This is a genomic window from Pseudomonas sp. AK181 (assembly GCF_051122975.1).
Taxonomy (GTDB): Bacteria; Pseudomonadota; Gammaproteobacteria; order Pseudomonadales; family Pseudomonadaceae; genus Aquipseudomonas; species Aquipseudomonas lactis.
The window spans coordinates 781,239-796,873 of the sequence record NZ_CP146348.1 but is presented as its reverse complement, the minus strand read 5'-3'; the positions used below and the strand labels follow the sequence as shown (position 1 = coordinate 796,873).

Sequence of the window (15,635 nt, the reverse complement as noted above, 5' to 3'; positions counted from 1 at the left end):
CAACTGCAATCAGGGTCAGTTTCATACGACTTTTTCTTGAGGATTGATGGGCTCAACTGAGAGGTGCCGGCGACGCATCAGTCGATAGGCTGCCGGAATGACAAACAGCGACAGCAAGGGCGCGGTAATCATGCCTCCAACCATGGGTGCCGCAATTCGGCTCATCACCTCGCTGCCGGTCCCGCTGCCCAGCAAAATGGGTAACAAGCCAGCAATGATGACAGCCACAGTCATGGCTTTGGGCCGAACGCGCTGGACAGCGCCTTCACGAATCGCGGCCATCAGCCCGTGCTCGGTCCTATCGCCGAGGTCTTCACGCTCAGCCCAGGCGTTCTTCAGATAAAGCAGCATAATTACGCCAAATTCGGCAGAAACACCGGCCAAAGCGATAAAGCCGACACCAGTGGCGACCGACAGGTTGAATCCCAATAGATAGAGAAACCATACCCCACCAGTCAGTGCGAATGGCAGAGTGGCCATGATCAGCAAGGCCTCATCGAAGCGAGCAAAGGTTAAATAAAGCAGCACGAAGATGATCAACAGCGTGGCAGGCACCACCAGCTTGAGTCGTGCGTTGGCCCTTTCGAGAAATTCGAACTGTCCTGCGTAGCTCAGGCTCATACCAGGCTGCAACTTAACCTGCTCGCTGACGACCCGTCGTAGATCGGCGACTACCGAAGCAATATCCCGTCCCCGCACGTCGATATACACCCAGCCTGAAGGTCGGGCGTTCTCACTCTTAAGCATCGGCGGACCATCGCTGACCTTGATCTTCGCAACGGTGCCAAGAGTGATCTGGCTGCCTAGAGGGGTATAGATAGGTAACTGCTCCAGAGCGCCGAGTGAATCCCGCCACTCACGAGGGTAACGTACGTTAATTGGGAAACGAGCCAACCCTTCAATCGTCTCCCCGACGTTTTCACCGCCGATTGCGCCGGCCACGATCGATTGCACATCGGCAATATTTAACCCATAGCGGGCCGCAGCTTTACGATCGATATCCACATCAATATAGCGGCCACCGGTCAGTCGTTCGGCCAACGCTGAACTCACACCTGAGACATCCTTGGCAACACGTTCGATGGCTTGGGTGACGGCATCGATCTCCGTCAGGTTGGTACCGGCAACCTTCACACCAATAGGGCTTTTTATGCCAGTGGCCAGCATGTCGATGCGGTTACGAATCGGCGGTATCCAGATGTTGGTCAATCCTGGGACACGCACCGCTTGGTCTAGCTCCTCAACGAGCTTTTCCTGGGTCATGCCTGGGCGCCACTGTTCGTGTGGTTTGAATTGGATGGTGGTTTCGAACATTTCCAAAGGTGCTGGGTCAGTCGCGGTTTCAGCGCGGCCGGCTTTGCCGAAAACGTGTTCGACCTCTGGAACTGTCTTTATCAGACGGTCAGTCTGTTGAAGCAGTTGCGCGGCCTTCTGCGCCGATAATCCAGGCAGAGCTGATGGCATATAGAGCAGGTCCCCTTCGTCCAGCGGGGGAAGAAACTCACCACCCAGACGAGAGATCGGCCACAACGCGCTGACAAAGACTAGCAACGCAACCAGCAGCGTTATTTTAGGTCGATGTAATACGGCGTCCAGAGCGGGTTCGTAGATCCGGATCAACCAGCGATTTAGCGGATTCTGCTGCTCATTGGGAATTCGTCCACGAATCCAATACCCCATCAACACCGGTACGAGAGTTACCGACAGTCCAGCCGCTGCGGCCATAGCGTAGGTTTTGGTGAACGCCAATGGACCGAATAGACGTCCTTCCTGAGCCTCCAGCGTGAACACCGGAATGAACGACAGGGTGATGATCAGCAGACAGAAGAACAATGCAGGTCCTACCTCGGCAGCCGCTTCAGTCATCACGTGCCAATGACGTTCACCTTTCAGTTCCTCCCCAGGATTGGCCACGTGCCAAGCCTCGACCTTCTTGTGGGCATTTTCAATCATCACCACGGCAGCGTCGACCATAGCGCCGATGGCGATGGCAATCCCGCCAAGGGACATGATGTTGGCGTTGATACCCTGATAGCGCATCACGATGAAGGCGATCAGCACCCCAACCGGCAGGGAAATGATTGCCACCAGAGATGAACGCAGGTGCCAGAGAAAGATTCCGCAGACCAACGCGACGACGATGAACTCTTCGATCAGCTTGTGGCTGAGGTTTTCCACGGCACGATCAATCAACTTGCTGCGGTCGTAGGTGGTGACGATTTCAACCCCCGCCGGCAGACTGCTTTTCAGCTCGTCGAGTTTGGTTTTGACCGCCGCAATGGTTTCACGAGCATTCTTCCCGCTGCGCAGAATCACCACGCCGCCGACGGTCTCACCTTCACCGTCGAGTTCGGTAATGCCTCGACGCATCTCAGGCCCTAACTGAATCGTGGCAACATCGCCCAACGTGACCGGCACACTGCCCGCGCCCAGTTTGAGCGGGATGGCGCGAAAGTCATTGAGCGTCTTTAGGTAGCCGGAAGCTCGTACGATGAACTCTGTCTCCGCCATTTCCAGCACGGCTCCACCGGTTTCCTGATTGGCTTTGCCGATCGCCTCGGTCACCTCAGACTGCGTGATACCCAAGTTCGCCAACTTTAGCGGATCGAGCTGGACCTGATACTGTTTGACCATGCCACCTACGGTGGCAACTTCCGCAACGTTCGGCAGCGTCTTGAGCTCGAATTTGAGAAACCAGTCCTGTAGGGCTCGCAGTTGCGCCAGATCGTGCCCACCGCTGCGATCAACCAACGCGTACTGGAAAATCCAGCCAACGCCAGTGGCATCAGGTCCTAAGGCTGGCTTAGCACTGGCTGGTAGGCGGCTTTGTATCTGGCTCAGGTATTCCAACACCCGCGAGCGGGCCCAGTACAAGTCAGTTCCGTCTTCGAACAGCACATAAACGAAGCTGTCGCCAAAGAAGGAGTAACCGCGCACAGTCTTGGCCCCAGGTACCGAGAGCATGGTGGTTGCCAGTGGATAGGTCACCTGGTTTTCGACGATCTGTGGGGCTTGGCCTGGGTAAGGTGTACGGATAATTACCTGAACATCCGACAGGTCTGGCAATGCATCGATGGGCGTACTTTGAACCGCCCAGATCCCCCATGCCGTGACGAACAGCGTCGCCAGCAACACAAGAAAGCGGTTGGCCACCGACCAGCGAATAAGGGCCGCAATCATGGCTGGCCCCCAGAGCGTTCCAGACGTTCAACACGCAGACCATCGTCCGTCTGGCTAACAGCGATCCGAACCTTGTCGCCCGTTTTTAGGCCCTTCATCAGAGCAGGAGTGGCGAGAGGGAAAGTCATCGTCATGCCTGGCATACCCAATGTCTTGAAGGGACCGTGGGCGAGCGTGACTTCTTTGTCGTTGATCTCAACGATCTGACCATCGGCCTCATGCAAAGCGCCAACGGGCATAGTAGATGGCGAAACGTCCAATGAGCTTGCGACAACGCCCTTGAGACTGGCCTCCGAGTCGAGCAGGAACTGGCCAGAGGTCACCACTTTCTGCCCCTCTTCCAAGCCTTTCAATATCGCCGTCTTGCCATCGTTATCCTGGCCTAGCTGCACCTCCACCGGGCGATATCGACCAGCGTCTTCAGAGAGCATGACCAACGCACGTCGACCGGTACGAATGACGGCCTCGCTCGGCACCCACAGAACACTTTGCTCCGTTGAACGATTGAGGCTTACCTGTGCGGTCAAACCTGGTCTGAGTCGGCCATCTGGATTGGGTAACTCAACTCGAACGCGAAGTGTGCGACTGTCCGAACTGGTTTCCGGAAGAATCGCACTGACGACGCCCTTGAGCACAACTCCAGGGAATGCGGATAAACGCGCTTCAGCTGCTTGCCCTACTACGATTGACCCAGCTTCCGCCTCTGGTACAGCCACGGCCAGCCAGACACTGCTCAAACCATTAACACGAGCCAACGTCTCGCCTGCGGCCACCGTCATACCTTCACGCACACTCAGCTCTTGAAGCACACCACCAATAGGGCTGGTCAGCGTCAGGTTCGATTGAACTTTGCCAGTGCGCTCAACTTGAGCAATTAACGTAAGTGGCATTCCGGTTAGCCGCAGTCGCTGCCGGGCCGCTGTCAGCAAGCCAGCATCGCCACTACGCTTGAGGGCGAGAAATTCCTCCTGAGCAGCTGCCCACTCCGGCACCAAGATATCTGCCAAGGCGGCATTCGCTTTCAGCACATCACCAGGTGCGTGGGCATACACACGCTCGACAAAACCCGCTGTACGGGCCTGAATGACTGCAACGTCCCGTTCGTTGAAGGCCAGCACACCTACCACGTTCAGTGTCGAGGCAAATACGCCTCGACTGACACTAGCCAGTCGCACACCAAGGTTCTGAGTCAGGCTTGGATCAATTCGAATGGCAGCGCTGTCCCCCTTGGTATCTGCGTATTGAGGGATCATCTGCATGTCCATGAAGGGTGACTTACCCGGTTTATCGAATTTCTGTTGTGGGTACATGGGATCATACCAATACAGAACTTTTCGATCGGCAGAGGCTTTGGGTTCATGATCCGGTACGACACCAGCTACTCCGCTCATTCGCGGTTGGGCTAACCAGTAACCCCCGGCAACACCCAAGGCAATCGAGATGCCGATGATTAAAGTCCCTTTCCATAATTTAAAAATCATTGAGCGGACTCCCCGTAAGAGAAATACAGGCGAGCGCTGGTCAGGGCACGTTGCTCTTCAACGTCAACCTGCTTGAGACGGGCTTCGATGAGTTCGCGTCGGGCGGCAACAACCGAGTTCAAATCACCCTTGCCGGAGCGGTAGCTGGCCATCGTGAGTTCGACCTTTTCTTTAGCCAACGGCAACAAGCTTTCCTGATTACGGCTGACTGCACGATTGAGGCGCTCGTAGTCAGCCAACTCATCCTCCAGTTGCTGGGTATGCTCGCGTGACAGGGCTTCGCGCTCAGCCTCAAGCTGGTTTAGTTCGGCGTGCTTGGCCGCAATCTTGGGGTTTTGCCGAGAGTTAGGGAACAGCGGGAGATCCCATGAAAACTGCACGCTGACCATGTCACCGAATTGTTGGCCTCGGTGCTGATAATCGAATTCCCAGCTCCAGTCAGACTGCTTTTCCGCCTCAGCTTCACGGATCTTGGCTTGTGCTTCACGGGTCATCGGCACAAAAGCCGCTAATTCGGGGTGATGTTGCAGCTTATGGGAGTAACCTGAGGTCTCAATAGGCCAATCAGGCAAACCGCCTACCGGTTTGTCATCGGCGGCAGGGCCAATCCAGCGCTTGAGGGCGGCCCGGGCCTGTGCACGTTGACGAACTAAATCATCCTGCTGCTCAGCCAGTTGAGCAGCTTCCTGTTTAGGTGTCACCGCATCGGCGGGTTGGGCTCGGCCACCCGCAATCTGAGCTCTGACGGTATCGGTCAGAAGACGGTTTTCTTTGTAGAAGTCCTGGAACAACGCATCTTTACGCTCAACCGAGTAGCTTCTGATCCAGGCTAATGCCGTGGACTGTCGGACGTTCAGACGCGCCACTCGACGCTCGGCTGACGCTCGATCAACAGCCGCATCCGCGACCTCGATACGTGCTTTGCGCTTGTCGCTGTTGGGCATCTCCTGCCTAATCCCGACCACTTGCATGGTCATGAAGTCCTGGTCGATGCTCCATCTGTCGGGTCCACCAATGGGGTAGTTCTGCACGCCCAGCAGTAGCTTGGGATCGGGTAGTTCGCCGGCGGGAATGGCCGCGCTAGTGGCTGCTTGAATTTTGGCGTCTTGTGCGGTCAACGATGGTGCATTGTTTTCGGCCAGACGCAGCGCTTCATCGAATGTCAATGCGCTAGCGAAGCTCGGCAATGCAAGTACGCTTGCCGCCAGGCCGGCCAGGAAGGACCAACCTGTGCAACAGCACTTGGAGTTCATGTTCACGATTCCTGTGATGATCCACCGCGCGCTTCATAAGACATGCGCGCAGATATGCCATCCCGCTAACGCGGAATGAGGCTCAGTGTGGTACAGGAATCAAGTACGTGGGGGTCGCCATACCCCTGAAGAGGTTTGTACGAGCGGGAAATGGCTGGAGAATGATAGAATGAGAGGACTGGACAGGGTGATAGGAGGCTTGATGATCGATACTTGCAACATGCCGCCAGTTTTGCATTCCTGACCGGGCTTACAAGGTTTGCCATGCTCGGTGGGACTTTTCATGTCGTGGCAGCAGTCTTGCCCCATACCATCCATCATCGCCATGCCCATGGTTTTCATCGGGCATGGTTCAATCGATGTCTGAACACCCGCCATCCCGCTGAGGGGAAGCGCCAAGCTAATCAGGAAAATTAGGCAAAACCGCAGGTAGCGTTTCATGAGCTGGAGTGTAGACGGTGCAAATGGCCCTTACAATTCACCCTTGAGACTCCTTAGTCGGCCATCACCAACCGCTATGCCGCGCTCATTTCCATGACCGGGCTTAAAGTACCTAACCATGCGACTAGACAAATAATGATGACTGCCATTGAAAATTCGAGCTTCATGCTACGGCGCAAGGCATTGACCGCGACAGCATAGTCTCCATTTCGAACAGAACGTTCCAAGAGCGGGCTTAGGTGAAAACGGTTGAGCGTCGCTAATACGATCATCCCGGCAAAGAGCAGGACCTTCAAAAATAGCAACTCGCCATAAGTGCTGAGCATCACCTCATCGAGATTTGGCCCAACGATAAATAGGTAGTTCGCCACTCCCGTAATGCTGATGATCACTACAATCACCGCGCCGGCCGATTCAAACCCTGTCAGTACCCGAGCAAGAATTCGTGCTTCTCGCTCACCTTTCAGTGATTTCAAACGCAGCAGCAGGGCAAATGCCGCTAGCGCACCCAACCAACCGCCTGCGGCCAAAAGATGGAAGATATCGCTAATAAAGTGCCAGTAGCGACGGCTCCCCTCGTCCATTGCTCCGTGCCCTGTCCATGCCAGCGTCGCTAGCGCAATCGCGCCACAGACAGTGACAATCCAAAGACTCAGTGTTGGAAAGCGCTTGTTCAGGGAAACGCCAATAATGGCCGTCACCAACGCCCCTATTCGGACCATCCAGGTCAAACCGACGTCAGTCCCCATGAGAACCATTTGAAAGATATGGTGATGTAGCTCCATGAAACCCGACACGCCACTCATTGCTTTCGCAAGTAACAACATGGCGGCAAGGGACAGAGCTACACCTACAGCAGAAGTACTGTAAAGAAGCGACTCAAAATTCAAAACTGTTCCCGATATTCTTTCTTTTCCCCTGAGGCTATAAAGACCAAAAATTGCCAGTCCAAATAACAGCATCAGGTCGAAATAAAGAGCAAAGCGAACAACGATATTTAATGAGTCGCTCATGAATCATTTCACTTTGAAAGAAAAGTTGCCGGTAATCGGGTGAGTGTCCGAGGAAACGGCACGCCATTCGACTTTGTAAGTACCCGTGGTCAATGGCGATGCGGGTGTAATAACCATCGTCTTCGGATCACCGCCACCTGCCACGTTAGCTTTTACGCCCATAGGTGAATTCGGCATACCAGGCATATCGGTCATAATCAGCTTTGCACCAGAGAACTGAGTCGTTAGATTCTCAGAAAAGTGCAGTTCGATTTTAGACGGAGCCGCCGCATCCGATCCTTCAGCGGGAGTAGAAGAAACCAGCTTTGGATGCGCCTGAGCAACTGCACTCAGAAGCAAACCCGCAGTCAGCGCAACAGCTACGGTGGTAGTTTTAAGGAATGACATGCAAGACTCCTGACAGCAAAAGCTGTTGGTTCTAGGTTTTTAGGGAATATCTAGTTTTTTACTTTTTGACGCTCGTTAAAACCACTGACGAATACCTAGCAAATTCCGTGTTCTAGGGCCGGCTGGACAGGGAGGAATCACAAGATTTCCAACGTCACAGTGCGAGTACACGATGCCACATGAACGCAAACTGTTCGATTACATTTCAGTCAGCTTGGGGCGGGTTTTTGGCACTGATCTGCCCGGATACGGCGCCAAATACGCGACTTTCTTTGGAACGCTCCAAGAGTTTTCTCTCATCCAAAAACGATCCTATTGAGCTAACCACATGTTGCCTGCATACATATGAACAAGGTGTCTTAGACCTTTCTTGCATCAGCACATGGGAGTTCAATATGAAAGGCTGTTATTCCGTTTAACGACGTACACCATATTTTTCCGTCATGCGCTTCAATGATAGATCGAGTAATCGATAAACCTAGCCCTGCATTACTTGGACTTCCTTCTCTGCGAGCTGGGTCCACGCGATAAAATCGATCAAACAGCTTTTCAAGATGCTCGGACGCAATGGGCTCTCCCGGGTTCTCCACAGAGACTGATATTGAAGTTCCTTTCTGCCGAATATCGACAGTAATACACTTTCCTTCGGGGGTGTACCGGAGCGCATTTGAGAGCAGATTAGAGATGGCCCTGTCGAGCATGAGTACGTCACCTCGGACGCTACCCCTGCCTGTGACCTTCAGGTCGATCCCTCGCTCATCAGCCAGCAAACGGTAGTACTCGAGTAATTTCTCTACTACTGCTACCAGGTCAATCGGTTTGTTTTCATGTGTAATTAGACCGTTATCTGATTTCGCTAGAAAAAGCATGTCATCAATCATACGTCCCATACGTTTCAAGTCATCAAGATTTGAGTACAGATTGTCCTCGTAGTCCTCAATATTTCTTTTTCTAGATAAAATCACTTCAGTGTGAGTCATCAAATTGCTAACGGGTGTCCGTAATTCGTGAGCAATGTCCGCAGAGAAGTTCGATAAACGAACAAACGCATCGTCCAGTCTAGATAACATTGCGTTGAACGAGAGCACCATCTGCTGGAGCTCTTGGGGAACGGGACCTAATGGAATACGCTCTTTGAGCGATTTAGCTGACATCGAAGCTGCTACCTGAGTGACTAGGCGAATAGGTCGTAGTCCACTACGCGCTACCATCCAGCCCAGTGCAGCACTGACCAGCGCGCTTATCACCAGTCCTATCCAAAACCATCGTTCAAGCGTCTCGAAGAAGGCCATATGTTGAGTAACATCAAAGATCAACATCACTGTCAATGGCTTGTCCTGCCCCGTCACTATGGCTTGCGCCGTCACGCCTCGAAATATCTGCTCCTGGTCTCGCCACTCCCAGACATTGCTGTTTGTGACCGTTCGGAAGTCTTCAGGAACTACGATCGGACCTGGGTCAGCAAACAGGAGCTTACCGTCACCATCGATGATAAGAGCTGTCAAATCACGATGAGCACCAAGCAGTGCCTCCAGCTCAGGCTTAACATCACTGAATTGATCAATGCTGTTCAACCCAGTCAAAATTCTTTGCGTCGAGTGAAGCTTTTCGTTCAGCGCCTGCTGATCCAGCATCTTGAAATGATGCCGGCTGAGGTTGTTAAAACTGAGTCCAGCGACGGTGAGCACAGCCGTTACAGCTAGCATGAACATCAGGCTCATGCGCGTAGTCAGGGACATTCGCTTCATTCCGACCCCGTCCCCGAATCCGGCGCATCCAGCATGTACCCCATGCCTCGAGAGGTGTGGATAAGCTTGACCTCAAAATCATCATCAATCTTTGCTCTGAGCCTCCTGACAGCAACCTCGATGACGTTAGTATCGCTGTCAAAGTTCATGTCCCAGACCTGGGAAGCAATAAGCGACTTGGGCAGAACCTCACCTCGACGACGGAGCAGCAATTCGAGCAACGCAAACTCTTTGGCCGTTAGATCTATACGTTTGCCTGCGCGGATAACCCTGCGTTTGAGGAGGTCCACCTCCAAATCAGCCAATTTCATATGGGTTTGGGAGGGGGCAGTGGTACCTCTACGCAGCAGCGTTCTGACGCGAGCCAGCAATTCAGAAAATGCGAAGGGTTTGATCAGGTAATCGTCAGCCCCCAGCTCAAGTCCTTTTACCCGATCCTCAACTCGGTCTCGCGCCGTGAGGAAAAGCACAGGGACATTTTTTCCGGATGCTCTCACTTTCTGAAGTACTTCCCAGCCATCCAGCCCAGGCATCATCACATCGAGAATCAGCAGGTCATACGCCTCGCTCAAGGCGTGCTGAAGCGCGTCTTTGCCATTGGTAAAACGATCAACATTGAACCCCGCCTCGGTGAGTCCTTGCTGCAAATAAATACCTATTTTGGGTTCGTCTTCCGCAACCAGAAGTCTCATGGGGATGGCTCTCGAATAATTGTGAGGCTGAGTCTGCAATGAAATGCCTCTGCCAACCAGCAACTGACAGAAAAGTAATATTGGCTTCAGGTAGATGTCAGCGAGTGCTGTCTAGGGTTCGAGCATGAGTACTTTCTGGTGCTCGACCGACTCTTAACCATGAAAGCTAGAGGAGCCGGAAAACAAATCAAAAAGGAGCTTCCTCATGAACCGTTTAAAAGTCCTATTCTTTGCTAGTTCGATACTCATCTCAGCATCTGCGTTGGCTGAAGGTGGTGCAGATCGGATTATGGAGCGCATGGAAAGCCTGCGCGATAAAGCCGAAGCGACCTTGGTACAAGCTGAAAAAGCTCCTGAAGGGCAGCGCCATGTTCACATGGCCGAGCATATGAAAATACTGGGCGAGATCATGGGCCAGCTTCATCTAGATCATCCAAAAGCATCAATGTCACCTCAGGAACATCTCGCCTGGATGGAAAAACACGACGCCATGGTTGATGACGTTTTGAACCAAATGCAGCGCGAGCACAAACTGATGCTTTCTGAGAACCATCAGTAACCGAATAACTCCTACGGGGCTCTCTGAACCGCCCACTAGACACGGCGTCATCTGGGCGCCGTGTTTTCTCAGGAAAACTGACAGAAATGTAGTGTTCAAGTCAGTTAACGCTCAGCTCTATCCCTTTAGCATAGCTAGTATTTTCCACTGGCTCTCGAGGTCACCATGAAAACTAAGCTCATTACTCCAGTTATTGCGGCAATCACCCTACTCCTCGGCGCTACGGCGATGGCCAGCGTAGGTCATGGGAAAGAGGATATCGGTCAGCCTGGAGTCGCCTCAGAGGTCACTCGCACGGTTGATGTAGAGATGGGTGATATTTTCTTCAAAACTAAAAGCATCGACGTAAAGCCCGGTGAAACGGTTCGCTTTGTACTTCACAACAAAGGGGCGTTGCTGCACGAGTTCAATATCGGCCAAGCCGCTGCTCACGCGGCGCACCAAAAAGAAATGGCGAGCATGTTCCAGAATGGAACGCTTACACCCACCGGAACTGGAAAAATGTGGGGCAACATGGGCCATAGCATGGGAGGCATGAAGATGGTTGGAATGGAACACAACGACCCGAATAGCGTGCTGATCGAGCCAGGGGCAACCAAGGAGTTGATCTGGACCTTCAACAACACAACTGGACTTCAATTTGCCTGCAACGTGCCAGGTCATTACCAGTCGGGGATGGTCGGTCAATTTGACTTGAAGTAAGCCTGAACCGACCGCTAAAACCGCGTCGACGCAAGAGTTCGCTATGCTCTGAGGCAGAGATCAGAGCAACACGCTCACACACGGGGTCTAGATCATGGATAAGCATCAGCATCCGGCTGGAAGCACCTCCCCACCATTTTGGAGGCGCAAAACAGGCGTTGTACTGATCATGCTCATTGCGATCGGTGCCTTTTACGGGGTGCGGGAACATTTCACCCACGTTTATCCGTATTTGCCCTACCTCATCCTGTTGATCTGTCCATTGATGCATTTTTTTGGACATGGACATGGCGGACATGACCATGGCGATCAGGCAGGAACCAACAAGGAAGAGAAATAGCTATGCCCACTCCACCGAGCCACCACGATCACGGTCCCGCCCACGCTGCCTCACCCAATGACGGTGGTCTACGCGACCCGGTGTGCGGTATGGCGGTTATACCTCCAAGTAAATTTGGCGAGTCTTACCAAGGACAGACGTATCAATTTTGTAGCCAGAAATGCCAAGAGAAATTTCGGGCAGATCCAGAACGCTACATTGGTAATCATCCCAGCGCTGAACCCAGCAGCGCCGCTATAGAGCCCACGCTACAGGTAGCCACTGAGTTTACCTGTCCTATGCACCCGGAAATAAGACAGCCAGGGCCCGGCAATTGCCCTAAATGTGGCATGACATTAGAGCCCGTCATGCCCGCGCTTGATGACGATGACAAACCCGAGCTCCTGGATTTCACCCGCCGCTTTTGGTGGTCGCTGCCTTTAACCGTAATGGTGGCCCTTCTAGCCATGGCGGGTCACTCATTACAAATCTTCCATGGTTCGGTTCAAAACTGGATCGAGTTCGCTCTTGCCACTCCGGTCACCTTATGGGCAGGTTGGCCCTTTTTTGTAAGAGGCATAGCATCCGTTAGAAATCGCAGTCCAAACATGTGGACTCTGATTGGTTTAGGTACTGCCGCAGCCTATCTTTACAGCGTCGCGGCAACCCTATTTCCCCAAAGTTTTCCCACCACCTTCATGCAAGATGGACGCATCGGCGTCTACTTCGAAGCCGCTGCGGTCATCATCTCGCTCACCTTGCTTGGGCAGATTCTTGAGCTCAAAGCACGGTCACAAACCTCCGCCGCCATTAAGTCCCTTCTTGGCCTATCTCCCAAGACTGCACGCAGGATCAACGCCGATGGTCAGGAGGAAGACATTCCTCTTACCCATGTTCACTTGGGAGACCATTTGCGGGTCAGACCTGGTGAAAAAGTGCCAGTTGATGGCTCTGTACTCGAGGGAGAAAGTGCGGTGGATGAATCCATGCTCACTGGTGAACCTGTGCCGGTCATGAAAAGAGCAGGGGATAGTCTGATCGGTGCCACGCTTAATACTCATGGAAGCTTGGTGATGGAGGCGCGAAAGGTCGGCGCTGACACCATGCTGTCGCAGATAGTACAAATGGTCGCACTAGCCCAACGCTCCAAAGCGCCCATGCAACGAATGGCCGACTCGATCGCCGGCTACTTTGTGATGGCGGTTATCGCGATTGCGTTGCTGACCCTCATAGGTTGGGGACTGTTCGGCCCGGAACCCAGCTGGGTCTTCGGCCTGATCAACGCTGTCGCCGTGCTTATCATCGCTTGTCCCTGTGCTCTGGGTCTGGCAACGCCCATGTCGATCATGGTTTCGACGGGTAAAGCCGCCAGTATGGGTGTGCTGTTCAGAGATGCCAGTGCCATCGAAAACCTTTGCAAGATCGACACACTGATTGTCGATAAAACGGGAACCCTGACAGAGGGACGGCCGGTATTTCACAGTGTGGAGGCCACACCAGATTTCAACCCACGCGATGTGCTTCAACTGGCCGCTAGCCTTGATCAAGGCAGCGAACATCCTTTGGCACACGCCATCGTCGATCACGCCCGAACTGAAAATATTGCGCTCACCAAGCCTGAATCGTTTGAGTCCGGCTCAGGGATTGGGGTGAGTGGTCTCGTTGATGGCAAGAAAGTACAGCTGGGCAACACTGCACTGATGGAAGCTGCCGGCGTGAGCACAAAGGTCTTACAAGAACGTGCAGAGTTGTTGCGCCTTGAAGGCATCAGCATCATCTATCTAGCAGTTGACGGGGTCTTGGCAGGATTACTAGCGGTCTCAGACCCGATAAAACCGACCTCTAAAGAAGCAGTCACCAAGCTTAAGGCTGATAACGTAAAAATCATCATGGCCACGGGAGACGGGCTCACCACCGCACGTGCTGTCGCCAAGGAGATGGGTATTGAAGAGGTTCATGGTGAAGTGAAACCTCAGGACAAGGAGCGCCTGGTGGCGGACCTCCAGCAATCCGGTCGAAAGGTTGCCATGGCCGGCGACGGTATCAACGACGCACCGGCCTTGGCGCGAGCAGATGTGGGCATTGCCATGGGTACAGGGACTGACGTCGCGATGAATAGCGCGCAGCTCACGCTGGTAAAAGGCGACCTGATGGGGATTTTACGGGCACGGGCACTTTCGGTTGCAACGGTAAAAAACATGCGGCAAAACTTGGGGTTCGCCTTCCTTTACAACTCAATGGGTATTCCCCTCGCCGCAGGCCTGCTCTATCCACTGACGGGGCACCTTCTGTCTCCAATGATTGCTGCGTTAGCCATGAGCGTCAGTTCTGCGTCTGTAGTTTTCAATGCTTTGAGGCTGAGGAATACCCGAATTGAATGAGCGTAACCGATGCTCACAGCCCGCTATACATAACTCTTGACCTTACCGTGGTGTCAACGTTGATCTTGTTGTTGCGGTGAAAATAGACTGCTCAGCACAAGAGGAATAACCATGTTCGTCTTAAACGTATCAGGCATTGGTTGCGGTAGCTGCGTCAGCAAAATCACCAAAGCAATTCAGTCACTGGACAGCGAGGCTATGATTTCCGTGGATCGCGCAGCAGGTAAGGTAAGCGTTGAAAGCAGTGAAAACCCAGAGCAAGTCCGTAAAACTGTCGAAGCACTCGGTTTCCCTTCCCAAATCAGCGCCTGAGGCGCTGATTCCCTCGCTGGGTAAAGTTTATTATTCACCTCGCAGAGCTTTAAGTAGCCCCTTAAATGCTCCATTTAATCTAGTAAAGGCGGTTTCGAAATGAATTTCATTTTCCGTATACTTTGCGACCTCGACCTGTTGATCCACAGTATTTTGATCAATGGAAGGTTGGTTCGGCGTACTGTAAAGCAAAGCACCGCCGTGAATATCACTTACTAATTCGTTTACGGCAATATGTTTTGGGTTTGTTGTTTTTAAAGAGAACGGAGTAGCCAAACCTCCTTTTGTTTGGCTAGCCAGTACAGCAGAAAAGTCCAAGTCCCTGGCCTTAAAGTTAGGAGTGTCGGCATTAGCGATATTATTGCTAAGTACCTCAGCTCGTTGGCTGCGAAAACGTAATGCTCTTTCTGCGGAGCCAAGCGCTTTGTCAAAATTAATACTCACCGGTGGCCACCTTTAGTTACGCTGCCATTTAATTCCCACCTATCGAACACTCAAGTGCTTAACGTAGTGCGTCCGAGCCGATGTATGATTTCAGCGAAAAACTCAAAAAACGCCACGCCATCGTGCAGTGACCGGAAACTTACAACGCCGCACAGGTAAATTTTAGATGGTGGATGGAGGTTATGTGTCGTTGGATAGCTTAGACCTTACGGACTAATCACTCTGCATCTCAAGAGAAATATCGCAACCTGACACAACTGTAATATTGGCCTAAGCTTCCTGACAGGGGATGAGTCTTATAGTCCTATTGAGCCTCAAGCTCACCCCCTAGAGTCAACGACTGATGTGGATTCAGGGGTCACCAATAATCATCCGAGGCCCCCCAAATGAACCCTATCAAAACCTTGTTCGTCATCGCGGCTCTGACCGTCTCTTCTTTGGCTATGGCTGAAGGGGGTGGTGACCGGACTTTCGCACGCATGGAAGTGGCCAGGAATAATTCGATGGAATCGTACCGAGTAGCTCAAACGCAAAATGCCCAACATCCCGTCGCTGAAAGCAAAGCCAAGGCGATGGATCACAAGAATTGCTAAATAGCTAGCCCTCCAAGCTGACAGAAATGTAATCACTGCGGTGGTTTAAATGTGGCAATTTCTGAGCTCGCTTGCCGTAAGAGTTTGTCTTTTGTGACGGTGGGCAAAGCTGATCCGGGCAACTCATGAT

Annotated in this window: 15 protein-coding genes; 6 read left to right on the top strand and 9 right to left on the bottom strand. The window is 52.7% G+C overall.

Going from position 1 to position 15,635, the window contains the following annotated elements:
* Positions 1-21: 21 nt before the first annotated feature.
* The 8 genes from V8689_RS03835 to V8689_RS03800 all read right to left on the bottom strand — a co-directional run bounded on the left by V8689_RS03835 (position 22) and on the right by V8689_RS03800 (position 10,195).
* Positions 22-3,180, bottom strand: a complete 3,159-nt coding sequence (locus V8689_RS03835) for an efflux RND transporter permease subunit (RefSeq protein ID WP_008437418.1) — start codon at positions 3,178-3,180, stop codon at positions 22-24.
* Positions 3,177-4,661 carry an efflux RND transporter periplasmic adaptor subunit gene (locus V8689_RS03830; protein ID WP_008437420.1) on the bottom strand — a complete coding sequence of 495 codons (1,485 nt, stop codon included), beginning with the start codon at positions 4,659-4,661 and terminating at the stop codon, positions 3,177-3,179. Before V8689_RS03830 ends, V8689_RS03835 begins: the two co-directional genes overlap by 4 nt.
* A complete protein-coding gene (locus tag V8689_RS03825) occupies positions 4,658-5,914 on the bottom strand; it encodes a TolC family protein (RefSeq protein ID WP_008437421.1) in 1,257 nt (418 codons plus the stop codon). Before V8689_RS03825 ends, V8689_RS03830 begins: the two co-directional genes overlap by 4 nt.
* A gap of 99 nt (positions 5,915-6,013) precedes the next feature.
* Positions 6,014-6,355, bottom strand: a complete 342-nt coding sequence (locus tag V8689_RS03820; RefSeq protein WP_073844967.1) for a hypothetical protein — start codon at positions 6,353-6,355, stop codon at positions 6,014-6,016.
* Between the two features lie 74 nt (positions 6,356-6,429).
* Complete coding sequence (gene copD, locus V8689_RS03815) at positions 6,430-7,368, bottom strand: copper homeostasis membrane protein CopD (RefSeq protein WP_008437423.1); 939 nt, start codon at positions 7,366-7,368, stop codon at positions 6,430-6,432.
* A gap of 3 nt (positions 7,369-7,371) precedes the next feature.
* Complete coding sequence (gene copC / locus V8689_RS03810) at positions 7,372-7,755, bottom strand: copper homeostasis periplasmic binding protein CopC (protein WP_008437424.1); 384 nt, start codon at positions 7,753-7,755, stop codon at positions 7,372-7,374.
* A 359-nt stretch (positions 7,756-8,114) separates the two neighbouring features.
* Entirely contained in the window at positions 8,115-9,503 is a 1,389-nt protein-coding gene (gene copS, locus V8689_RS03805) for a copper resistance membrane spanning protein CopS (protein WP_008437425.1), read from the bottom strand.
* Entirely contained in the window at positions 9,500-10,195 is a 696-nt protein-coding gene (locus V8689_RS03800) for a heavy metal response regulator transcription factor (RefSeq protein ID WP_008437429.1), read from the bottom strand. Before V8689_RS03800 ends, copS begins: the two co-directional genes overlap by 4 nt.
* Positions 10,196-10,400: 205 nt before the next feature.
* Here V8689_RS03800 and V8689_RS03795 point away from each other — a divergent pair, with 205 nt between their 5' ends.
* The 5 genes from V8689_RS03795 (at position 10,401) to V8689_RS03775 (ending at position 14,468) form a co-directional block, all read left to right on the top strand.
* Positions 10,401-10,754 (top strand): co-regulatory protein PtrA N-terminal domain-containing protein, encoded by a 354-nt coding sequence (locus tag V8689_RS03795; RefSeq protein ID WP_008437430.1) that lies wholly within the window; start codon positions 10,401-10,403, stop codon positions 10,752-10,754.
* A gap of 165 nt (positions 10,755-10,919) precedes the next feature.
* Positions 10,920-11,456, top strand: a complete 537-nt coding sequence (locus tag V8689_RS03790) for a cupredoxin domain-containing protein (protein WP_008437431.1) — start codon at positions 10,920-10,922, stop codon at positions 11,454-11,456.
* Between the two features lie 94 nt (positions 11,457-11,550).
* Positions 11,551-11,796: a DUF2933 domain-containing protein gene (locus tag V8689_RS03785; protein ID WP_032899631.1), complete on the top strand. Its 246-nt coding sequence runs from the start codon at positions 11,551-11,553 to the stop codon at positions 11,794-11,796.
* A 2-nt stretch (positions 11,797-11,798) separates the two neighbouring features.
* Positions 11,799-14,156 carry a heavy metal translocating P-type ATPase gene (locus V8689_RS03780; protein ID WP_024073349.1) on the top strand — a complete coding sequence of 786 codons (2,358 nt, stop codon included), beginning with the start codon at positions 11,799-11,801 and terminating at the stop codon, positions 14,154-14,156.
* A gap of 111 nt (positions 14,157-14,267) precedes the next feature.
* Positions 14,268-14,468 (top strand): heavy-metal-associated domain-containing protein, encoded by a 201-nt coding sequence (locus tag V8689_RS03775; protein ID WP_008437435.1) that lies wholly within the window; start codon positions 14,268-14,270, stop codon positions 14,466-14,468.
* A 30-nt stretch (positions 14,469-14,498) separates the two neighbouring features.
* On the opposite strand, the gene flgB is transcribed toward V8689_RS03775, so the two are convergent.
* The gene (gene flgB, locus V8689_RS03770; RefSeq protein ID WP_008437437.1) at positions 14,499-14,912 is read right to left on the bottom strand and encodes a flagellar basal body rod protein FlgB; all 414 of its coding nucleotides are present in this window, start codon (positions 14,910-14,912) and stop codon (positions 14,499-14,501) included.
* A 386-nt stretch (positions 14,913-15,298) separates the two neighbouring features.
* On the opposite strand from flgB, the gene V8689_RS03765 reads away from it, so the two are divergent.
* On the top strand, positions 15,299-15,505 hold the full coding sequence (locus V8689_RS03765; protein ID WP_019821302.1) for a co-regulatory protein PtrA N-terminal domain-containing protein: 207 nt from the start codon (positions 15,299-15,301) through the stop codon (positions 15,503-15,505).
* The last annotated feature ends 130 nt before the right edge of the window (positions 15,506-15,635 follow it).

What these genes read in the sequence shown, in the direction of transcription:
- V8689_RS03775 (WP_008437435.1), top strand. Translation starts at nt 14,268, where the DNA reads ATGTTCGTCTTAAACGTATCAGGCATTGGTTGCGGTAGCTGCGTCAGC.
- V8689_RS03835 (WP_008437418.1), bottom strand. Translation starts at nt 3,180, where the DNA reads ATGATTGCGGCCCTTATTCGCTGGTCGGTGGCCAACCGCTTTCTTGTG.
- copS (WP_008437425.1), bottom strand. Translation starts at nt 9,503, where the DNA reads ATGAAGCGAATGTCCCTGACTACGCGCATGAGCCTGATGTTCATGCTA.
- V8689_RS03800 (WP_008437429.1), bottom strand. Translation starts at nt 10,195, where the DNA reads ATGAGACTTCTGGTTGCGGAAGACGAACCCAAAATAGGTATTTATTTG.
- V8689_RS03780 (WP_024073349.1), top strand. Translation starts at nt 11,799, where the DNA reads ATGCCCACTCCACCGAGCCACCACGATCACGGTCCCGCCCACGCTGCC.
- V8689_RS03785 (WP_032899631.1), top strand. Translation starts at nt 11,551, where the DNA reads ATGGATAAGCATCAGCATCCGGCTGGAAGCACCTCCCCACCATTTTGG.
- V8689_RS03790 (WP_008437431.1), top strand. Translation starts at nt 10,920, where the DNA reads ATGAAAACTAAGCTCATTACTCCAGTTATTGCGGCAATCACCCTACTC.
- V8689_RS03825 (WP_008437421.1), bottom strand. Translation starts at nt 5,914, where the DNA reads ATGAACTCCAAGTGCTGTTGCACAGGTTGGTCCTTCCTGGCCGGCCTG.
- V8689_RS03765 (WP_019821302.1), top strand. Translation starts at nt 15,299, where the DNA reads ATGAACCCTATCAAAACCTTGTTCGTCATCGCGGCTCTGACCGTCTCT.
- copC (WP_008437424.1), bottom strand. Translation starts at nt 7,755, where the DNA reads ATGTCATTCCTTAAAACTACCACCGTAGCTGTTGCGCTGACTGCGGGT.
- copD (WP_008437423.1), bottom strand. Translation starts at nt 7,368, where the DNA reads ATGAGCGACTCATTAAATATCGTTGTTCGCTTTGCTCTTTATTTCGAC.
- V8689_RS03820 (WP_073844967.1), bottom strand. Translation starts at nt 6,355, where the DNA reads ATGAAACGCTACCTGCGGTTTTGCCTAATTTTCCTGATTAGCTTGGCG.
- V8689_RS03830 (WP_008437420.1), bottom strand. Translation starts at nt 4,661, where the DNA reads ATGATTTTTAAATTATGGAAAGGGACTTTAATCATCGGCATCTCGATT.
- V8689_RS03795 (WP_008437430.1), top strand. Translation starts at nt 10,401, where the DNA reads ATGAACCGTTTAAAAGTCCTATTCTTTGCTAGTTCGATACTCATCTCA.